This window comes from Sphingomonas sp. NIBR02145 (assembly GCF_027359115.1).
In the GTDB taxonomy this organism is placed as follows: Bacteria; Pseudomonadota; Alphaproteobacteria; order Sphingomonadales; family Sphingomonadaceae; genus Sphingomonas; species Sphingomonas kyeonggiensis_A.
In genome coordinates this window covers 2,254,957-2,266,665 of the sequence record NZ_CP114791.1, presented here as the reverse complement: position 1 = coordinate 2,266,665, position 11,709 = coordinate 2,254,957, and the positions used below count along the sequence as shown (strand labels likewise).

The 11,709-nt window shown below is 67.0% G+C and carries 13 protein-coding genes; 3 read left to right on the top strand and 10 right to left on the bottom strand.

Annotation, left to right across the window (positions count from 1 at the left end):
- Positions 1-89: 89 nt before the first annotated feature.
- Positions 90-1,280 (bottom strand): MFS transporter, encoded by a 1,191-nt coding sequence (locus O3305_RS09975; RefSeq protein ID WP_269576253.1) that lies wholly within the window; start codon positions 1,278-1,280, stop codon positions 90-92.
- A 16-nt stretch (positions 1,281-1,296) separates the two neighbouring features.
- Entirely contained in the window at positions 1,297-1,578 is a 282-nt protein-coding gene (locus O3305_RS09970; protein WP_269576252.1) for a UBP-type zinc finger domain-containing protein, read from the bottom strand.
- 216 nt (positions 1,579-1,794) lie between these two features.
- Between O3305_RS09970 and O3305_RS09965 the strand changes: the two genes are divergently transcribed.
- Together O3305_RS09965 and O3305_RS09960 are read left to right on the top strand one after the other, a co-directional pair.
- The gene (locus tag O3305_RS09965) at positions 1,795-2,310 is read left to right on the top strand and encodes a Dps family protein (RefSeq protein ID WP_269576251.1); all 516 of its coding nucleotides are present in this window, start codon (positions 1,795-1,797) and stop codon (positions 2,308-2,310) included.
- Positions 2,311-2,402: 92 nt separating this feature from the next.
- Entirely contained in the window at positions 2,403-2,873 is a 471-nt protein-coding gene (locus O3305_RS09960; protein ID WP_269576250.1) for a hypothetical protein, read from the top strand.
- Between the two features lie 13 nt (positions 2,874-2,886).
- On the opposite strand, the gene O3305_RS09955 is transcribed toward O3305_RS09960, so the two are convergent.
- The 3 genes from O3305_RS09955 to O3305_RS09945 form a co-directional block, all read right to left on the bottom strand.
- On the bottom strand, positions 2,887-3,504 hold the full coding sequence (locus O3305_RS09955; protein WP_269576249.1) for a hypothetical protein: 618 nt from the start codon (positions 3,502-3,504) through the stop codon (positions 2,887-2,889).
- Positions 3,505-3,592: 88 nt separating this feature from the next.
- Positions 3,593-4,429 carry an alpha/beta fold hydrolase gene (locus tag O3305_RS09950; protein WP_269576248.1) on the bottom strand — a complete coding sequence of 279 codons (837 nt, stop codon included), beginning with the start codon at positions 4,427-4,429 and terminating at the stop codon, positions 3,593-3,595.
- A 188-nt stretch (positions 4,430-4,617) separates the two neighbouring features.
- Positions 4,618-4,917, bottom strand: a complete 300-nt coding sequence (locus tag O3305_RS09945) for a hypothetical protein (protein WP_269576247.1) — start codon at positions 4,915-4,917, stop codon at positions 4,618-4,620.
- A 225-nt stretch (positions 4,918-5,142) separates the two neighbouring features.
- Between O3305_RS09945 and O3305_RS09940 the strand changes: the two genes are divergently transcribed.
- Positions 5,143-6,186 (top strand): cupin domain-containing protein, encoded by a 1,044-nt coding sequence (locus O3305_RS09940; RefSeq protein ID WP_269576246.1) that lies wholly within the window; start codon positions 5,143-5,145, stop codon positions 6,184-6,186.
- Positions 6,187-6,400: 214 nt separating this feature from the next.
- Here O3305_RS09940 and O3305_RS09935 read toward each other — a convergent pair whose 3' ends face one another.
- The 5 genes from O3305_RS09935 to O3305_RS09915 form a co-directional block, all read right to left on the bottom strand.
- A complete protein-coding gene (locus tag O3305_RS09935; protein WP_269576245.1) occupies positions 6,401-6,769 on the bottom strand; it encodes a response regulator transcription factor in 369 nt (122 codons plus the stop codon).
- A 66-nt stretch (positions 6,770-6,835) separates the two neighbouring features.
- Positions 6,836-7,495 carry a response regulator transcription factor gene (locus O3305_RS09930; protein WP_342251087.1) on the bottom strand — a complete coding sequence of 220 codons (660 nt, stop codon included), beginning with the start codon at positions 7,493-7,495 and terminating at the stop codon, positions 6,836-6,838.
- On the bottom strand, positions 7,492-9,012 hold the full coding sequence (locus tag O3305_RS09925; RefSeq protein ID WP_269576244.1) for a sensor histidine kinase: 1,521 nt from the start codon (positions 9,010-9,012) through the stop codon (positions 7,492-7,494). Before O3305_RS09925 ends, O3305_RS09930 begins: the two co-directional genes overlap by 4 nt.
- A gap of 80 nt (positions 9,013-9,092) precedes the next feature.
- The gene (locus tag O3305_RS09920) at positions 9,093-9,743 is read right to left on the bottom strand and encodes a sensor histidine kinase (protein WP_269576243.1); all 651 of its coding nucleotides are present in this window, start codon (positions 9,741-9,743) and stop codon (positions 9,093-9,095) included.
- Between the two features lie 143 nt (positions 9,744-9,886).
- A complete protein-coding gene (locus O3305_RS09915; RefSeq protein ID WP_269576242.1) occupies positions 9,887-11,602 on the bottom strand; it encodes a pectinesterase in 1,716 nt (571 codons plus the stop codon).
- Positions 11,603-11,709 lie beyond the last annotated feature (107 nt).

Below are 11,709 nucleotides of genomic sequence, written 5' to 3'. Positions count from 1 at the left end.
ACTTGTTTCAGGGTCCAACGCGCCTCAAGCGATATCCCTCGCGGCTCGTTGGATGCCGAAACAAGTTCAGCATGACGGAGGGTGCGCCTTCAATGCCCCTTTTGCGGATGGGTGAACTGGATCGCCACCGCCACCGCAGCGAACGCGGCGCCGAGTAGCGACACCGCCGTCCAGCCACCGATCGACCAGGCCCAGGTCGCCGCGCCCGATCCGGTCGCACCGCCGACGAACATCGCGCCCATGAAGATGGTGTTGAGCCGCGCTCGCGCCTCGGGCCGCAGCGCGAACACGACATGCTGGTGCGAGACGAGCGCGCCCTGCACGCCGAAATCGAGCAGGATCACGCCGATCACCATGCCGGCGATCGAGGCCCAGAGCCCGGTGAACGCCCAGCCGATCAGCACGCAGAGCGCGCCGAGCAGGATCACCGGCCGCGGCCCCTTCCGGTCGGCGATGCGCCCGGCGATCGGAGCGGCAAGCACGCCCACCGCGCCGATCACGCCGAACAGGCCCGCCACTTCCGAGCCCATCCCGAAGGCCGGCTCCTGCAGGCGCAGCGCCAGGATCGTCCAGAAACCGCTGAACGCCGCGAACAATAGGCCCTGGGTTATCGCGGCATGGCGCAGTGCGCCGAACTCGCGCCACAGCCCACCGAGCGAGCGGAGCAGCTGGGGGTAGCGCAGGTCCGAATCCGGTGCGCTGTGCGGCAATGCCAGCGCCATGACCCCGCCTGCTGCGAGCGCCAGCGGCACGCCCAGCCAGAACATCTCGCGCCAGCCGGCATGGGCGGCGACGAAGCCCGCCAGCGTCCGGCTGAGCAGGATGCCGCAGAGCAGTCCGGCCATGACGGTGCCCACCACGGCGCCGCGCTTCTCGGGCGGTGCCAGGTGCGCGGCGAGCGGCACCACCTGCTGCGCCACCGTGGCGGCAAAGCCTACCGCGACCGACGCTGCGATGATCATGGCAGCGCTCGGCGCGATGGCGGCCAGGGCCAGCGCGCCGGCCAGCACGACGAACTGGATCGCGATCAGCCGCTTGCGCTCGACGAGATCGCCCAGCGGCACCAGCAGGAACAGGCCCAGCGCATAGCCGATCTGCGTTGCCGTCGGCACCAGCACGGTCAGTGCGCCCGGCAGATCGCGCTGCATCACGCCCAGCATCGGCTGGCAATAATAGATATTGGCGACGGCGATGCCCGCCGCGGCGGCCATGGCGAAGATCAGCGGACGGCCGAGCGCGTCCGGTGCCGCTGGAGCGGCCTGGGGGGCGGTGCTGCTCATGATTGTCTCCGAAGGATCAGTAGAAGCGGGGAATCGGCCCCAGCTGGGGTGTCTGGTCGGGCAGATCAACCTCGATCTCGTCGACATAGCACCAGCCCCAGCCTTCGGGCGGGTCATAGCCTTCGATGATCGGGTGGCGGGTGGCGTTGAAATGGGCGCGGGCGTGGCGATGCGGGCTCTGGTCGCAGCAGCCGACATGGCCGCAGGCCCGGCACAGGCGGAGATGCACCCAGGGGCTGCCGACCTTCAGGCATTCCTCGCAGCCGCGCGCGCTGGGCGTGACTTCGTTCACGGTCATCACATGCCGGCATTCCATGGCTACGCCCTTTCCATTGTTCGGCTCCGCCTCGCATGGAACGGGGCGGGCGGCCAATCATACGAAGATGTTGCCCGGTGGTCGCCCTCTTCCGGGTAGGCCGGGGCCACACCTTGGTTTGGGTTGGCGCGGCGGGGCTCGACGACGATCTGCGCTCCCGTCTGGCGCATCCCCCGCGCCGCGCTCCAGGAGAAACCGATGACGCTCATCATGCCCGCCCAGCGCAAGCTCGGCACGCCCACCGACCTTGGCGAAAGCGCCACCCGCGATATTTCGGGCGGCCTCAAGGCGCTGCTCGCCGATGTGTTCGCGCTCTATCTCAAGACCAAGAACTTCCACTGGCACATGAGCGGCCCGAACTTCCGCGACTATCACCTGATGCTCGACGAGCAGGGCGACCAGATCTTCGCGATGACCGATGTGATCGCCGAGCGCGCCCGCAAGATCGGCGGCACCACGATCCGCTCGATCTCGGACATCGCCGGCAAGCAGCGCATCCTCGACAACAATGCCGACTATGTCGATCCGCAGGACATGCTCGCCGAGCTCCACGGTGACAACAAGCAGCTCGTCGCCGCGCTGCGCCGCGTGCACGAGCTGTGCGACGCCTATTCGGACGTCGCCACCGCGAGCCTGATCGAAGTGTGGATCGACGAAGGCGAGCGCCGCGCCTGGTTCCTCTACGAAGCCTGTCGCACGCCCGAGATGGTGTGATCCCCGCCGCCCGCGGTGGGCGGCAACCCGCAAGCCGGAATGGCCGCTGGAGACGGATTGCGCTCCGGCGGCCTTTGGTCCAGCATCGCTGGATGCGGGCAATTCTCTGCCTTGGGCTGATCGCGGCAAGCGTGCCGGCCGGACCCTCCCAGCCGGAGATGCGGGCCTATGGGCCATGGCATGTCGTGAGCATCTCCAGCCTATCCGGCGCGGGCAACGACGATGCTTCCGTGATCCTTGTCCAGGGCGACCAGCCCGATGTCATGCAGGTCAGCTGGGATCAGGGAGGCCCGGTCTGGGTCTCGATCGACATCGACAAATGCGCCGGCGAGGAGGATTTCGAGGCCTCCTATTCCGTTCCCGTCCAGGACTGGATGCGCCAGTCGCGCCGCGAGGTCCAAAGCCGCTTGCGGGCCGACATGGCCGGCTGGCTCCGGCAGGCGCGGGTGAAGTGCGGCAATACCGCTTCGGTCAAGGCCTTCCGGCTGACGCGCCTCGGCGAGGCGGTTGCCGACTTTCACGATCGGCTGCGCTATTATGCGGGCGGCGAAACGGGCCGTTAAGCGCCGGAACCGCTCAGAGCGGCTTGCCGTCCTTGTCGAGTATCTCCATCCGATAGGAGCAGCCATAGAGCGTCTTGCCCGGATGGCTGGTCGCGTTGGAGATGCTGCGCGCCACGGTCATGCGGCTGCCGAACGACTCCGCGTCCGCCGCGGGCTCGGTCTTCTCCGAGACGATCTTCTCGCCCAGGAACTTGCGGAACTTCATCCCCGCCGCGACCTCGGCATAGCTCTTGCCGCTCGAGCGGGCGAGGTCGGCGATCATCGGATCGGGGTCCATCGCGTTGGGCACGCCCAGGCCGCGCGCGACTTCCGCCGGATCGGCGATGTCGAGGATTGCCAGCATCGCATTGGCGGAGAAGGCGATCCGGGTGGTGCGGTAGCTGCCGGCCACGGTGATCGGCTGCGGCAGTTCATATTCGCTGAGGAAGGGATTGGCGGAATCGATCTTCTTCCACCCGCGCGCCTGGCCGACGCCGTCCGCCTCGCTCACCGACAGGGCGAAGCCGGTATAGTCCGGCACCGACAGCCGGCACTCGATCGCATCGACTTCGCTGATCCGCGACGGGTCCGGCGCATCCTGGTGCGGCGAGGCGATCGGGGCGAGGGCGACAAGCGCGAGCAAGCGGTACATGGCAGCGGGCATAGCAGCGATCGCCGTGCCGGATAAGCAAAAGGGCCCGTCCCGCAGGACGAGCCCTTCCGCGTGTGTGGCCGGGAGCTCAGGCCTTCACGAATGCCAGCAGGTCGGCGTTGATCACATCGCCGTGCGTGGTCAGCATGCCGTGCGGATAGCCTGCATAGATCTTGAGCTCTGCGTTCGGGATCAGCTTTGCCTGAAGCTCGGCCGCTTCCTTGTAGGGGACGACCTGGTCGTCATCGCCCTGCAGCACCAGCGTCGGCACGGTAATCGCCTTGAGGTCTTCGGTCTGGTCGGTCTCGGAGAAGGCCTTGATGCCGAGATAATGGGCCTGCGCGCTGCCCATCATGCCCTGGCGCCACCAGTTGCGGATCACGCCTTCCGAAACGGCCGCGCCCGGGCGGTTGAAGCCGTAGAAGGGACCGGAGGCGAAATCGAGGAAGAACTGGGCGCGGTTGGCGGCCAGACCCGCGCGGATCCCGTCGAATACTTCGATCGGCAGGCCGTTCGGATAGGCTTCGGTCTTGAGCATGATCGGCGGCACCGCGCTGACCAGCACGGCCTTGGCGACGCGGCCCTGGGGCTGGCCGTAGCGGGCGACATAGGCCGCGACTTCGCCGCCGCCGGTCGAGTGGCCGATATGCACGGCATTGCGCAGGTCGAGATGCTCGGCGACGGCCGAGGCGTCGGCGGCATAATGTGCCATGTCATGGCCTTCGCTCACCTGCGCCGAACGGCCATGGCCGCGGCGGTCATGGGCGACGACGCGGTAGCCGTTGTTCAGGAAGAACAGCATCTGGCCGTCCCAGTCGTCCGACGACAGCGGCCAGCCATGATGGAAGACGATCGGCTGGGCATCCTTGGGGCCCCAGTCCTTGTAGAAGATCTCGGTGCCGTCCTGCGTGGTGATCGTAGCCATGTCGAATACTCCAGCGTCTTGGTTGAGGGCGGCCGGAGCGGGGGAACCCCGGCTGCTGGGATCGATATCGGGCACCCGGTTTGTGACCGCCATCATACAGGAGTTTGGGGCGTGCGACCGGCGGATGCGAAAGCGCGCCGGAAGCCCATGGGCCGCCGGCGCGCCGCGCGTTCCGCCGGTGCGTCAGGTCACTGGCGCTGGCGGCAATTGTCCTCGCGGCCCGGCTTGCAGGCCGGATAGGCCTTGAGTGGCGCCGGGGCCGGATAGGCCTGGCTGGGGGTGAGTGTCTGCGGCACGAACACCACCTGGGTGGTCGGGGTCACCGGGCCCGAAAAGGGCGAACTGGCCGGCTGGTAGCCGCCTGGGGTCTCCTCGGCGCGGAAGCCGCTGGCGTCGGTGAAGATGCGGGCATCCTGGGGGACGTCCTGCGCCTGGGCAATGCCGGTTCCGAAGGCGATCAGGGCGGCGGCGATCATCATCTTCTTCATGAGTCATCTCCTTGCGTCGGGGGGTAGTGGCAGGAGCGAAGATAAGGGGGCGGCAGCCCGGGGGTCAGAATACCAAGGTTTGCATAAACCTTGGTATCGCAAGGGCTTCCGGCGTGCATGCAGCGGTGGCGGCTCATACATGGGTAGGGGTGGGCGCAGCGGTCTGGTGCCCCAATTCCCCGGTTCCGGCCGCGCGCGATGCGCGGCCCTTCGCAGGAGGAAGACATGGCCGCATCCCGGCACGTACGTTCGCTGCTCCACGCCGAGCCCGCCTATCAGGGCGAACTCGGCTCGGTACGCAGGATCACCGCGGACGAGTTTCCCATGCTCCGCCGCATGGCGATCAAGCGGCTGGTGCTCGCGCCCGGCGCGATCCGCGAGCCGCACTGGCACGCCAATGCCGATGAGCTGGCCTATTGCCTCTCGGGCGAGCTGCTCGTCTCGGTGCTCGACACCGCCGATGTTTTCGGCCGCTTCACCATCTCGGCCGGCGAGATGTTCCACATCGCCACCGGTTCGCTCCACACGATCGAGAATGTCGGCGACAACGATGCCGAGCTGATCATCCTGTTCAGCAACGAGCGGCCCGAGGATTTCACCCTCCAGGCCGCGTTCGGCGCGATGAGCGACGCGGTGCTCGGCAACACCTTCACGCTGCCGGCCGGGGATTTCGCGCCGATCCGCCGCGATACGTCGAGCGCGCGCTATCTCGTGAAGCGCAGCGGCCCGGCCGAAGTGCCGGCATCGGCTGCCTTCCCCGATCCGCACAAGTTCAGCATCGCCGGGCAGACCCCGCCGATTGACTTCCCCTATGGCACCGCCCAGCTCGCCCGTGCGCAGTTCTGGCCGGCGCTGCGGCACCTCTCGATGTACTCGATCGATGTCCGCGAGAACGGCATGCGCGAGCCGCACTGGCATCCCGACACGGCGGAGATGGGCTATGTCCACAAGGGCCGCGCCCGCATGTCGATCCTCGACCCGGACGGCAGCGTCGACACCTATCTGCTCGAGCCGGGCGACACCTATTTCATCCCGCGCTCCTATCCGCACCAGATCGAGGTGCTGAGCGAGGAGGATATCCATTTCCTGGTGTTCTTCGACCAGCCGACGCCCGAGGATGTCGGCTATCGCGCGGCGACCTCGTCCTTCTCGAAGGAAGTGCTGGCGGCGACCTTCGGCGTCGCGCCGGATGCGGTGCCACCGCTGCCGCTGACCCCGGTCGATCCGCTGATCGTGCCGCGGGTCAATGATCTCGATCCGGTCAAGTGAAGCTCGGGGCGGGGGCGTCCGCGCTCCCGCCCAAGTCGCAAGGAGTGACACCAGCCATTTCCGTCATCCCCGCGAAGGCGGGGATCCAGGGTAGCTCAGGATAGTCGAAGCAATCTGGCCTGCGCTTGATCGGACGCCGCCGCGATCCGCACGCTTCCAGCTTCTGGCTCTGGATCCCCGCCTTCGCGGGGATGATGGCCAGGGGATACTGGCTTCAGGCCGCGCCCTCGATCGCATCCAGCAGCAGGTCCGGATCGATCGGCTTGGTCAGGAACGCCTTCGCGCCGGCGCCGAGCGCCTGGGACTGCGAGGCGGGGGTGGGGAAGGCAGTCATCACGATCATCGCGCAGTCGCAGCCCAGCCGGCCGATCTCGGCCTGCAGCTCGAGCCCGGTCATCCCCGGCATATGCAGATCGGTCACGATCCAGTCGAAGCGCGCGGGATCGCCCGCGAGCAGCGCCTCGGCGCTGTCGAACAATTCGCTGGCAAGGCCTGCCGAGCGCAGCAGGCTGTTCAGGCTTCCCCTGATGCCGGGATCGTCATCGACGACCGCGACGAGCGGGGAGGGATGCAATTCGGTCACTCTGGTTACTCGGATAGCGATCTAGACTACCCATTTGGGCTAGTCGGCCTGCAGGCGCCATCATACTCAGATGTTAAACCGGTGCGCGCTCTCGTCGCGCACGCCGAGCTGCTCGGCCATGCGCACCAGGTCGGCGAGCGACTGGGCTTCCATCTTGCGCATCACATTGCCGCGGTGGATCTTCACGGTGATCTCCGAAAGCTCCATCTTCGCCGCGACCTGCTTGTTCATCAGGCCCGCGACGACCAGCCCCAGCACTTCGCGTTCGCGCGGCGTTAGCCGGGCATAGCATTCGTTGAGCCTGGCATCGCTCTCGGCGCCCGCCTGGCGTTCGCGGTCGCGCTCCAGCGCGGTGGCGACGGCGGCGAGCATCTGCTCGTCGCTGAACGGCTTGGGCAGGAAATCGATCGCGCCCATCTTCATGCCGCGGACCGTCATCGGGATGTCGCCATGCCCGGTGATCAGGATGACCGGGATGCCCATGCCTTGGGCCGCCAGCGTTTCCTGGAAATCGAGCCCGTTGATCCCCGGCAGGCGCACGTCGAGCACCAGGCAGGCCGGGCCCTTGGGCAGGCCGGCCTTCAGGAACGCATCGGGGCTGTCATGCAGCGCCACCGCCAGCCCGGCCGATCGGAACAGGCTGCCCAGCGACCCGCGGATCCCGTCATCGTCATCGACCACGCACACGCAACCAGGTCCCATGGCGCCTTCGAACATCTCACTCATGCCGCACTCTCCATCGCGCCCGCCACGGGCAGGCGGAAGCTGAACACCGCGCCTCCCTCAGGATGATTTTCCGCGCCAAGCGTACCGCCATGGCTCTCGATGATCGAGCGGCAGATCGACAGGCCCATTCCCATGCCTTCGGACTTGGTGGTGAAGAAGGGGCTGAACAGGCTCTCCGGCTCCACCGAGATGCCGCTGCCGCTGTCGCGGACATGCACGGCGACGCTGTCCGGCTCGGCCACCACCTCGACGCACATCACCCGGGCGCCCGGCGCCACCTGCGCCATTGCCTGCTCGGCGTTGAGCATCAGGTTCATCAGCACCTGCTGCATCTGCACCCGGTCGCCGACCAGCGGCGGCAGCCCGCCGGGCATCGTCACCTCGACGGTCACGTCGTGCGTGTTGAGGTCGCGGCGCAGCAGCTCGATCGTCTCGTCGACCAGCGAGCCCAGGTCGATCGCGTCCTGGCGCGGATCGGCACGCCGGGCGAGCGCGCGGATGCGGGCGATCACGTCCGCCGCGCGCGTCCCGTTCGAGACGACATGATCCAGGCAGTCCGCCACTTCGGCCGCATCCGGTGCCTCGCGCGCCAGCCAGCGCTTGCCCGACTTGGCATAGGTGATGAGGGCGGAGAGTGGCTGGTTCACTTCATGCGCGATCGACGCGGCGAGCTGGCCGAGCGTGGTGATCCGCGAGACGTGGGTGAGCTGCGCCTGTGCCTGGGCCAGGCGCACATTGGTCTGATTCCGCTCGGTCACGTCCAGGCCCATGATGAGCACCTGGCGCCATTCCTTCTGCTGGGGCGGGATGGTCACGCGCAGCAGCACGTCGACCGGTTCGCCCTTCGCATCGATGAAGCGCGTTTCTTCCTCGATCGTCGTCTCGCCGGCGATCATCGCCTGGAGGATACGACCCAGGGTCGCCTCCGCGGCGGGGGTGTGGAAGCGGACCAGCGTGCCACCAACCAGCTCCTCGCGCCGCTCCAGGCCGAACAGCGCGGCCGCGGCGTGGTTGGCGTCGCAGATCGTCGCGGTGCGCGCGGCGATATCGATCGCCTCGGCATCCGGCGCCTGCTTGCCGCGCAGCAGCCTGAACGCCTCGGACCAGTCGCCTTCCCAGATCGGAAAGCCGGCCGCGTTGAAGATCGCCCGGTAGCGCCGGTCGGCAATGCGGCGATGCTCGGCCGCGGCCATGTGGCGCACCGAAAGCAGTGTGGTCACTCCGATCGCGACCAGCGCGACCGACAGCCGCACCGCCGCCGATCCCAGCGCCTCATGGTCATGGCTGATGAAATAGCCCGCGATCGCCAGCAGCGCGCAGACGAAGCCTGCGGAAAGCGTCAGCCCGCGCGCATTGGCCCGCGTCGTCAGCAGCACGACGATCGTGTAGAGAACGGCCACCGCGCCCTGCAGCGGGCTCAGCACGTCGAGCGCGAAGATGCCCAGCGCCAGCGCGACCGTGGCCACGCCCTGCACCTGCGCCGCCAGCCTGCGCTTCTTCTCGGCTTCGTGCGCCATCTCACCCTCATGCAATGGTCCGTCGGAATCGGACCAATACAGCAGGCCTAGCGCATCACGAATGGGTCGCAACATGGGGTTCAGCGGCCACCCACAAAGAGTAGGAAGCGGGTACCCGGTTGAGCGTCGCGATAGCTGCCCTCGGCGCCCAGCCGCGCGGCCATCAGCTCGATCAGCCGGCTGCCGAAGCCGCTGCCCTGGATCACTTCGGCGACCCGGCCCCGGCCGCGATCGGAGACTTCGATCATGTAGCCGCCCAGCGGCAGGCTGCGCAGCATCACCCGCACATTGCCCGGCGCACCCGGGGCATAGGCATATTTGAAGGCGTTGGTGACCAGTTCGGAGACGATGATGCCGATCGCGGTCGCATCCTCCGAGCGGACCGAGACCGCCGCCGCATCGACCAGCACCGGCCGTCCGGTCGCGCCAGCCTGCAGATCGGCGGCCAGGCTCTCCAGATAGGCGCGCAGGTCTACGCTGGTGCTCTCATGCGCCTGGTAGAGCTGGCGGTGGACGCTGGCGACCGCCGCGATGCGCCGCTGAGTCACGTCGAGCGCGGCCTGTGCCACCGGATCGGCGATCCCGCGCGCCTCGACCGAGACCATTGCCGAGAGCAGCTGCAGGCTGTTGGCGATGCGGTGGTTCATCTCGTCGGCATCGCTTACCCGCGCGGCGGGCAGGATTTCGATCGTCGTGCCGGTATCGGCAACGGTGTTCGCCATGTCGAGCATCGGGGCCGTCCTTCCTCGGGAACTTCTGACGGCAGAAATCCCGCATCGGGCGGCCCGGGGGTATCATACGCTGGTTTAGGGTGAGGGTGGGCAATGGTGTCGGGAGGGCGAACGGATATTCGCCCTCCCGATGGGGCAGATAGTTACGGCGCCGGCGCCCAGCCGACATTGCCGTTCCACTGGGCGAACACCTTGGCGCGGGTGTTGAGCCCCGTCAGGTTGGCGGTGCTGCTGCCATAGGTGGTGTTGCGCCCGGTCATCGACAGCGCCGTGCCGGTCGGCGTCAGCGAGCCGCTCTCACGCCAGCCCTCGGTTGCGCTCGGCAGCAGGTTCGGGATCGGGTTGATCCACCAGCCGGCCGCGGCGACATGGCTGTCCATCTTCACGCCGATGAACGCCAGGTTGTCGCAATATTGGGTGGCGTTGCTCGCCGATGCGCCCAGCACCTGCATCGTGGTGCAATAGCCGCCGGCCTGGTTCACGCCACCCGAGCGCGCCAGATAGGTCGATCCGCTCGGCACGCCATTGGCATAGGTCAGCGATCCGCCCAGCACGACGAAGCCCGGATAGCCCTTGGCCGAGCGTGCCTGGAAGATGTAGCCGCCCGAGGTCGGCGCCGAGGGGTCGACGACCGTCCGCAGTTCCGAATTCTCGATCGCCATCGCGAAGGGATAGCCCCAGATGAAGTCGACATCGCCGGCGATCAGGCTGTTGTAGATCCACACCCAGCCCTTCATCTGCAGCGTGTCCTGCGTGCCGATGAAGTTCATGTCGGTGCCGATGAAACGCGAGCCGTTGAGGTTGGCGGAATTGTAGTAGATCACCTCCGCCTGGCTGTTCTGGGTCGCATCCTTCACATGCGTGTTCTGCATCGTGAAGTTGCTGACCTTGATCTGGTCGCCGCCCTCGATCAGCAGCACCGCGCGGCCGCCGCCGAGCGTCAGCCGGTTGCCCAGTGCCGTGTTGCCGCCGATATTGGTCAGCGTGGTGTTCGGCGTCGCGCGGCTACCGCCCACGCCGGGGTTGAACGCTTCCCAATTGTTGTTCTGGACGACGGTGCCCGCGCGGCTCTCGCCGTTGATCGTCAAATTGTTGACGTTGCGGAGGAACAGCTGCTCGTCATAGGTGCCGTTCTTGATCGTGATCGTCTTGGCCGCGGTGTTGCCGGCGCCGCACGAGGCGCAGCCCACCGTCATCATGTAGTTGAGCGCGCCCTGTACCGAACGGAAATCGGCCGCGCCGTCATCGTCCACGGTCACCGCGGTGGTCGAGGTCGGTGCCGCCTTGGTCTTGAACGTCCAGCCGGTCGTGCCGCTGATGCCGGGGAAGCTGTTGAACCCGGCGATCGGGCCGTTGAACACCGACTGGTCGATCTGGACGTAATAGGACGTGTCATAGGCCAGCACATTGTCGTGCAGCTTGATCGTCGCGGTGTTCCCGCTGATCCGGATCGGGCGATAATAGGTGAAGCGATACTGGGTCAGGGTGGAGACGCCGCCGCCGATCTTGTCGATCTCGGTGTTGCCATTGCCCAGCGCGGTCTGCGTCTCGCCGCCGGCGACGGTGACGCCGCCCGTAGTGTCGATCGTGTCGACCAGCGTGCCGTCACTCTTGTAGACGCGGATCTGGCCGCTGCCCGTCGCCACCGGCGGTCCGTTGAAGGTCAGCTTGAGCAGCGTGTCCTTATAGGCGGCGGTTTCGCCCGATGCGGGCAGCAATGCGGAAGTGATCGACACCCCCGGCGTCGGTGTCGAAGCTGGTGTCGGGGTGGGTGACACCACCGATCCGCTATCGTTGTTGTTGCATCCGGCAAGGATCATGACGAGCGCAAGGCTCGCCGACGCAGCGCGCAGCTTCATATTTGCCTCTCCCCTTTGGGTCGTCAGCTTTTTTCTGATCGACTAACCCAGTGTTCATCTTGATACCGGTGTCAGGGATAGTCAAGGCGAAGATTCGCGCTTGTAAC

Excerpts from the sequence above, each read along its gene's own strand:
- O3305_RS09940 (WP_269576246.1), top strand. The coding sequence starts at position 5,143 with ATGGCCGCATCCCGGCACGTACGTTCGCTGCTCCACGCCGAGCCCGCC.
- O3305_RS09965 (WP_269576251.1), top strand. The coding sequence starts at position 1,795 with ATGACGCTCATCATGCCCGCCCAGCGCAAGCTCGGCACGCCCACCGAC.
- O3305_RS09950 (WP_269576248.1), bottom strand. The coding sequence starts at position 4,429 with ATGGCTACGATCACCACGCAGGACGGCACCGAGATCTTCTACAAGGAC.
- O3305_RS09925 (WP_269576244.1), bottom strand. The coding sequence starts at position 9,012 with ATGGCGCACGAAGCCGAGAAGAAGCGCAGGCTGGCGGCGCAGGTGCAG.
- O3305_RS09915 (WP_269576242.1), bottom strand. The coding sequence starts at position 11,602 with ATGAAGCTGCGCGCTGCGTCGGCGAGCCTTGCGCTCGTCATGATCCTT.
- O3305_RS09960 (WP_269576250.1), top strand. The coding sequence starts at position 2,403 with ATGCGGGCAATTCTCTGCCTTGGGCTGATCGCGGCAAGCGTGCCGGCC.
- O3305_RS09945 (WP_269576247.1), bottom strand. The coding sequence starts at position 4,917 with ATGAAGAAGATGATGATCGCCGCCGCCCTGATCGCCTTCGGAACCGGC.
- O3305_RS09920 (WP_269576243.1), bottom strand. The coding sequence starts at position 9,743 with ATGCTCGACATGGCGAACACCGTTGCCGATACCGGCACGACGATCGAA.
- O3305_RS09970 (WP_269576252.1), bottom strand. The coding sequence starts at position 1,578 with ATGACCGTGAACGAAGTCACGCCCAGCGCGCGCGGCTGCGAGGAATGC.
- O3305_RS09955 (WP_269576249.1), bottom strand. The coding sequence starts at position 3,504 with ATGTACCGCTTGCTCGCGCTTGTCGCCCTCGCCCCGATCGCCTCGCCG.
- O3305_RS09930 (WP_342251087.1), bottom strand. The coding sequence starts at position 7,495 with ATGAGTGAGATGTTCGAAGGCGCCATGGGACCTGGTTGCGTGTGCGTG.
- O3305_RS09975 (WP_269576253.1), bottom strand. The coding sequence starts at position 1,280 with ATGAGCAGCACCGCCCCCCAGGCCGCTCCAGCGGCACCGGACGCGCTC.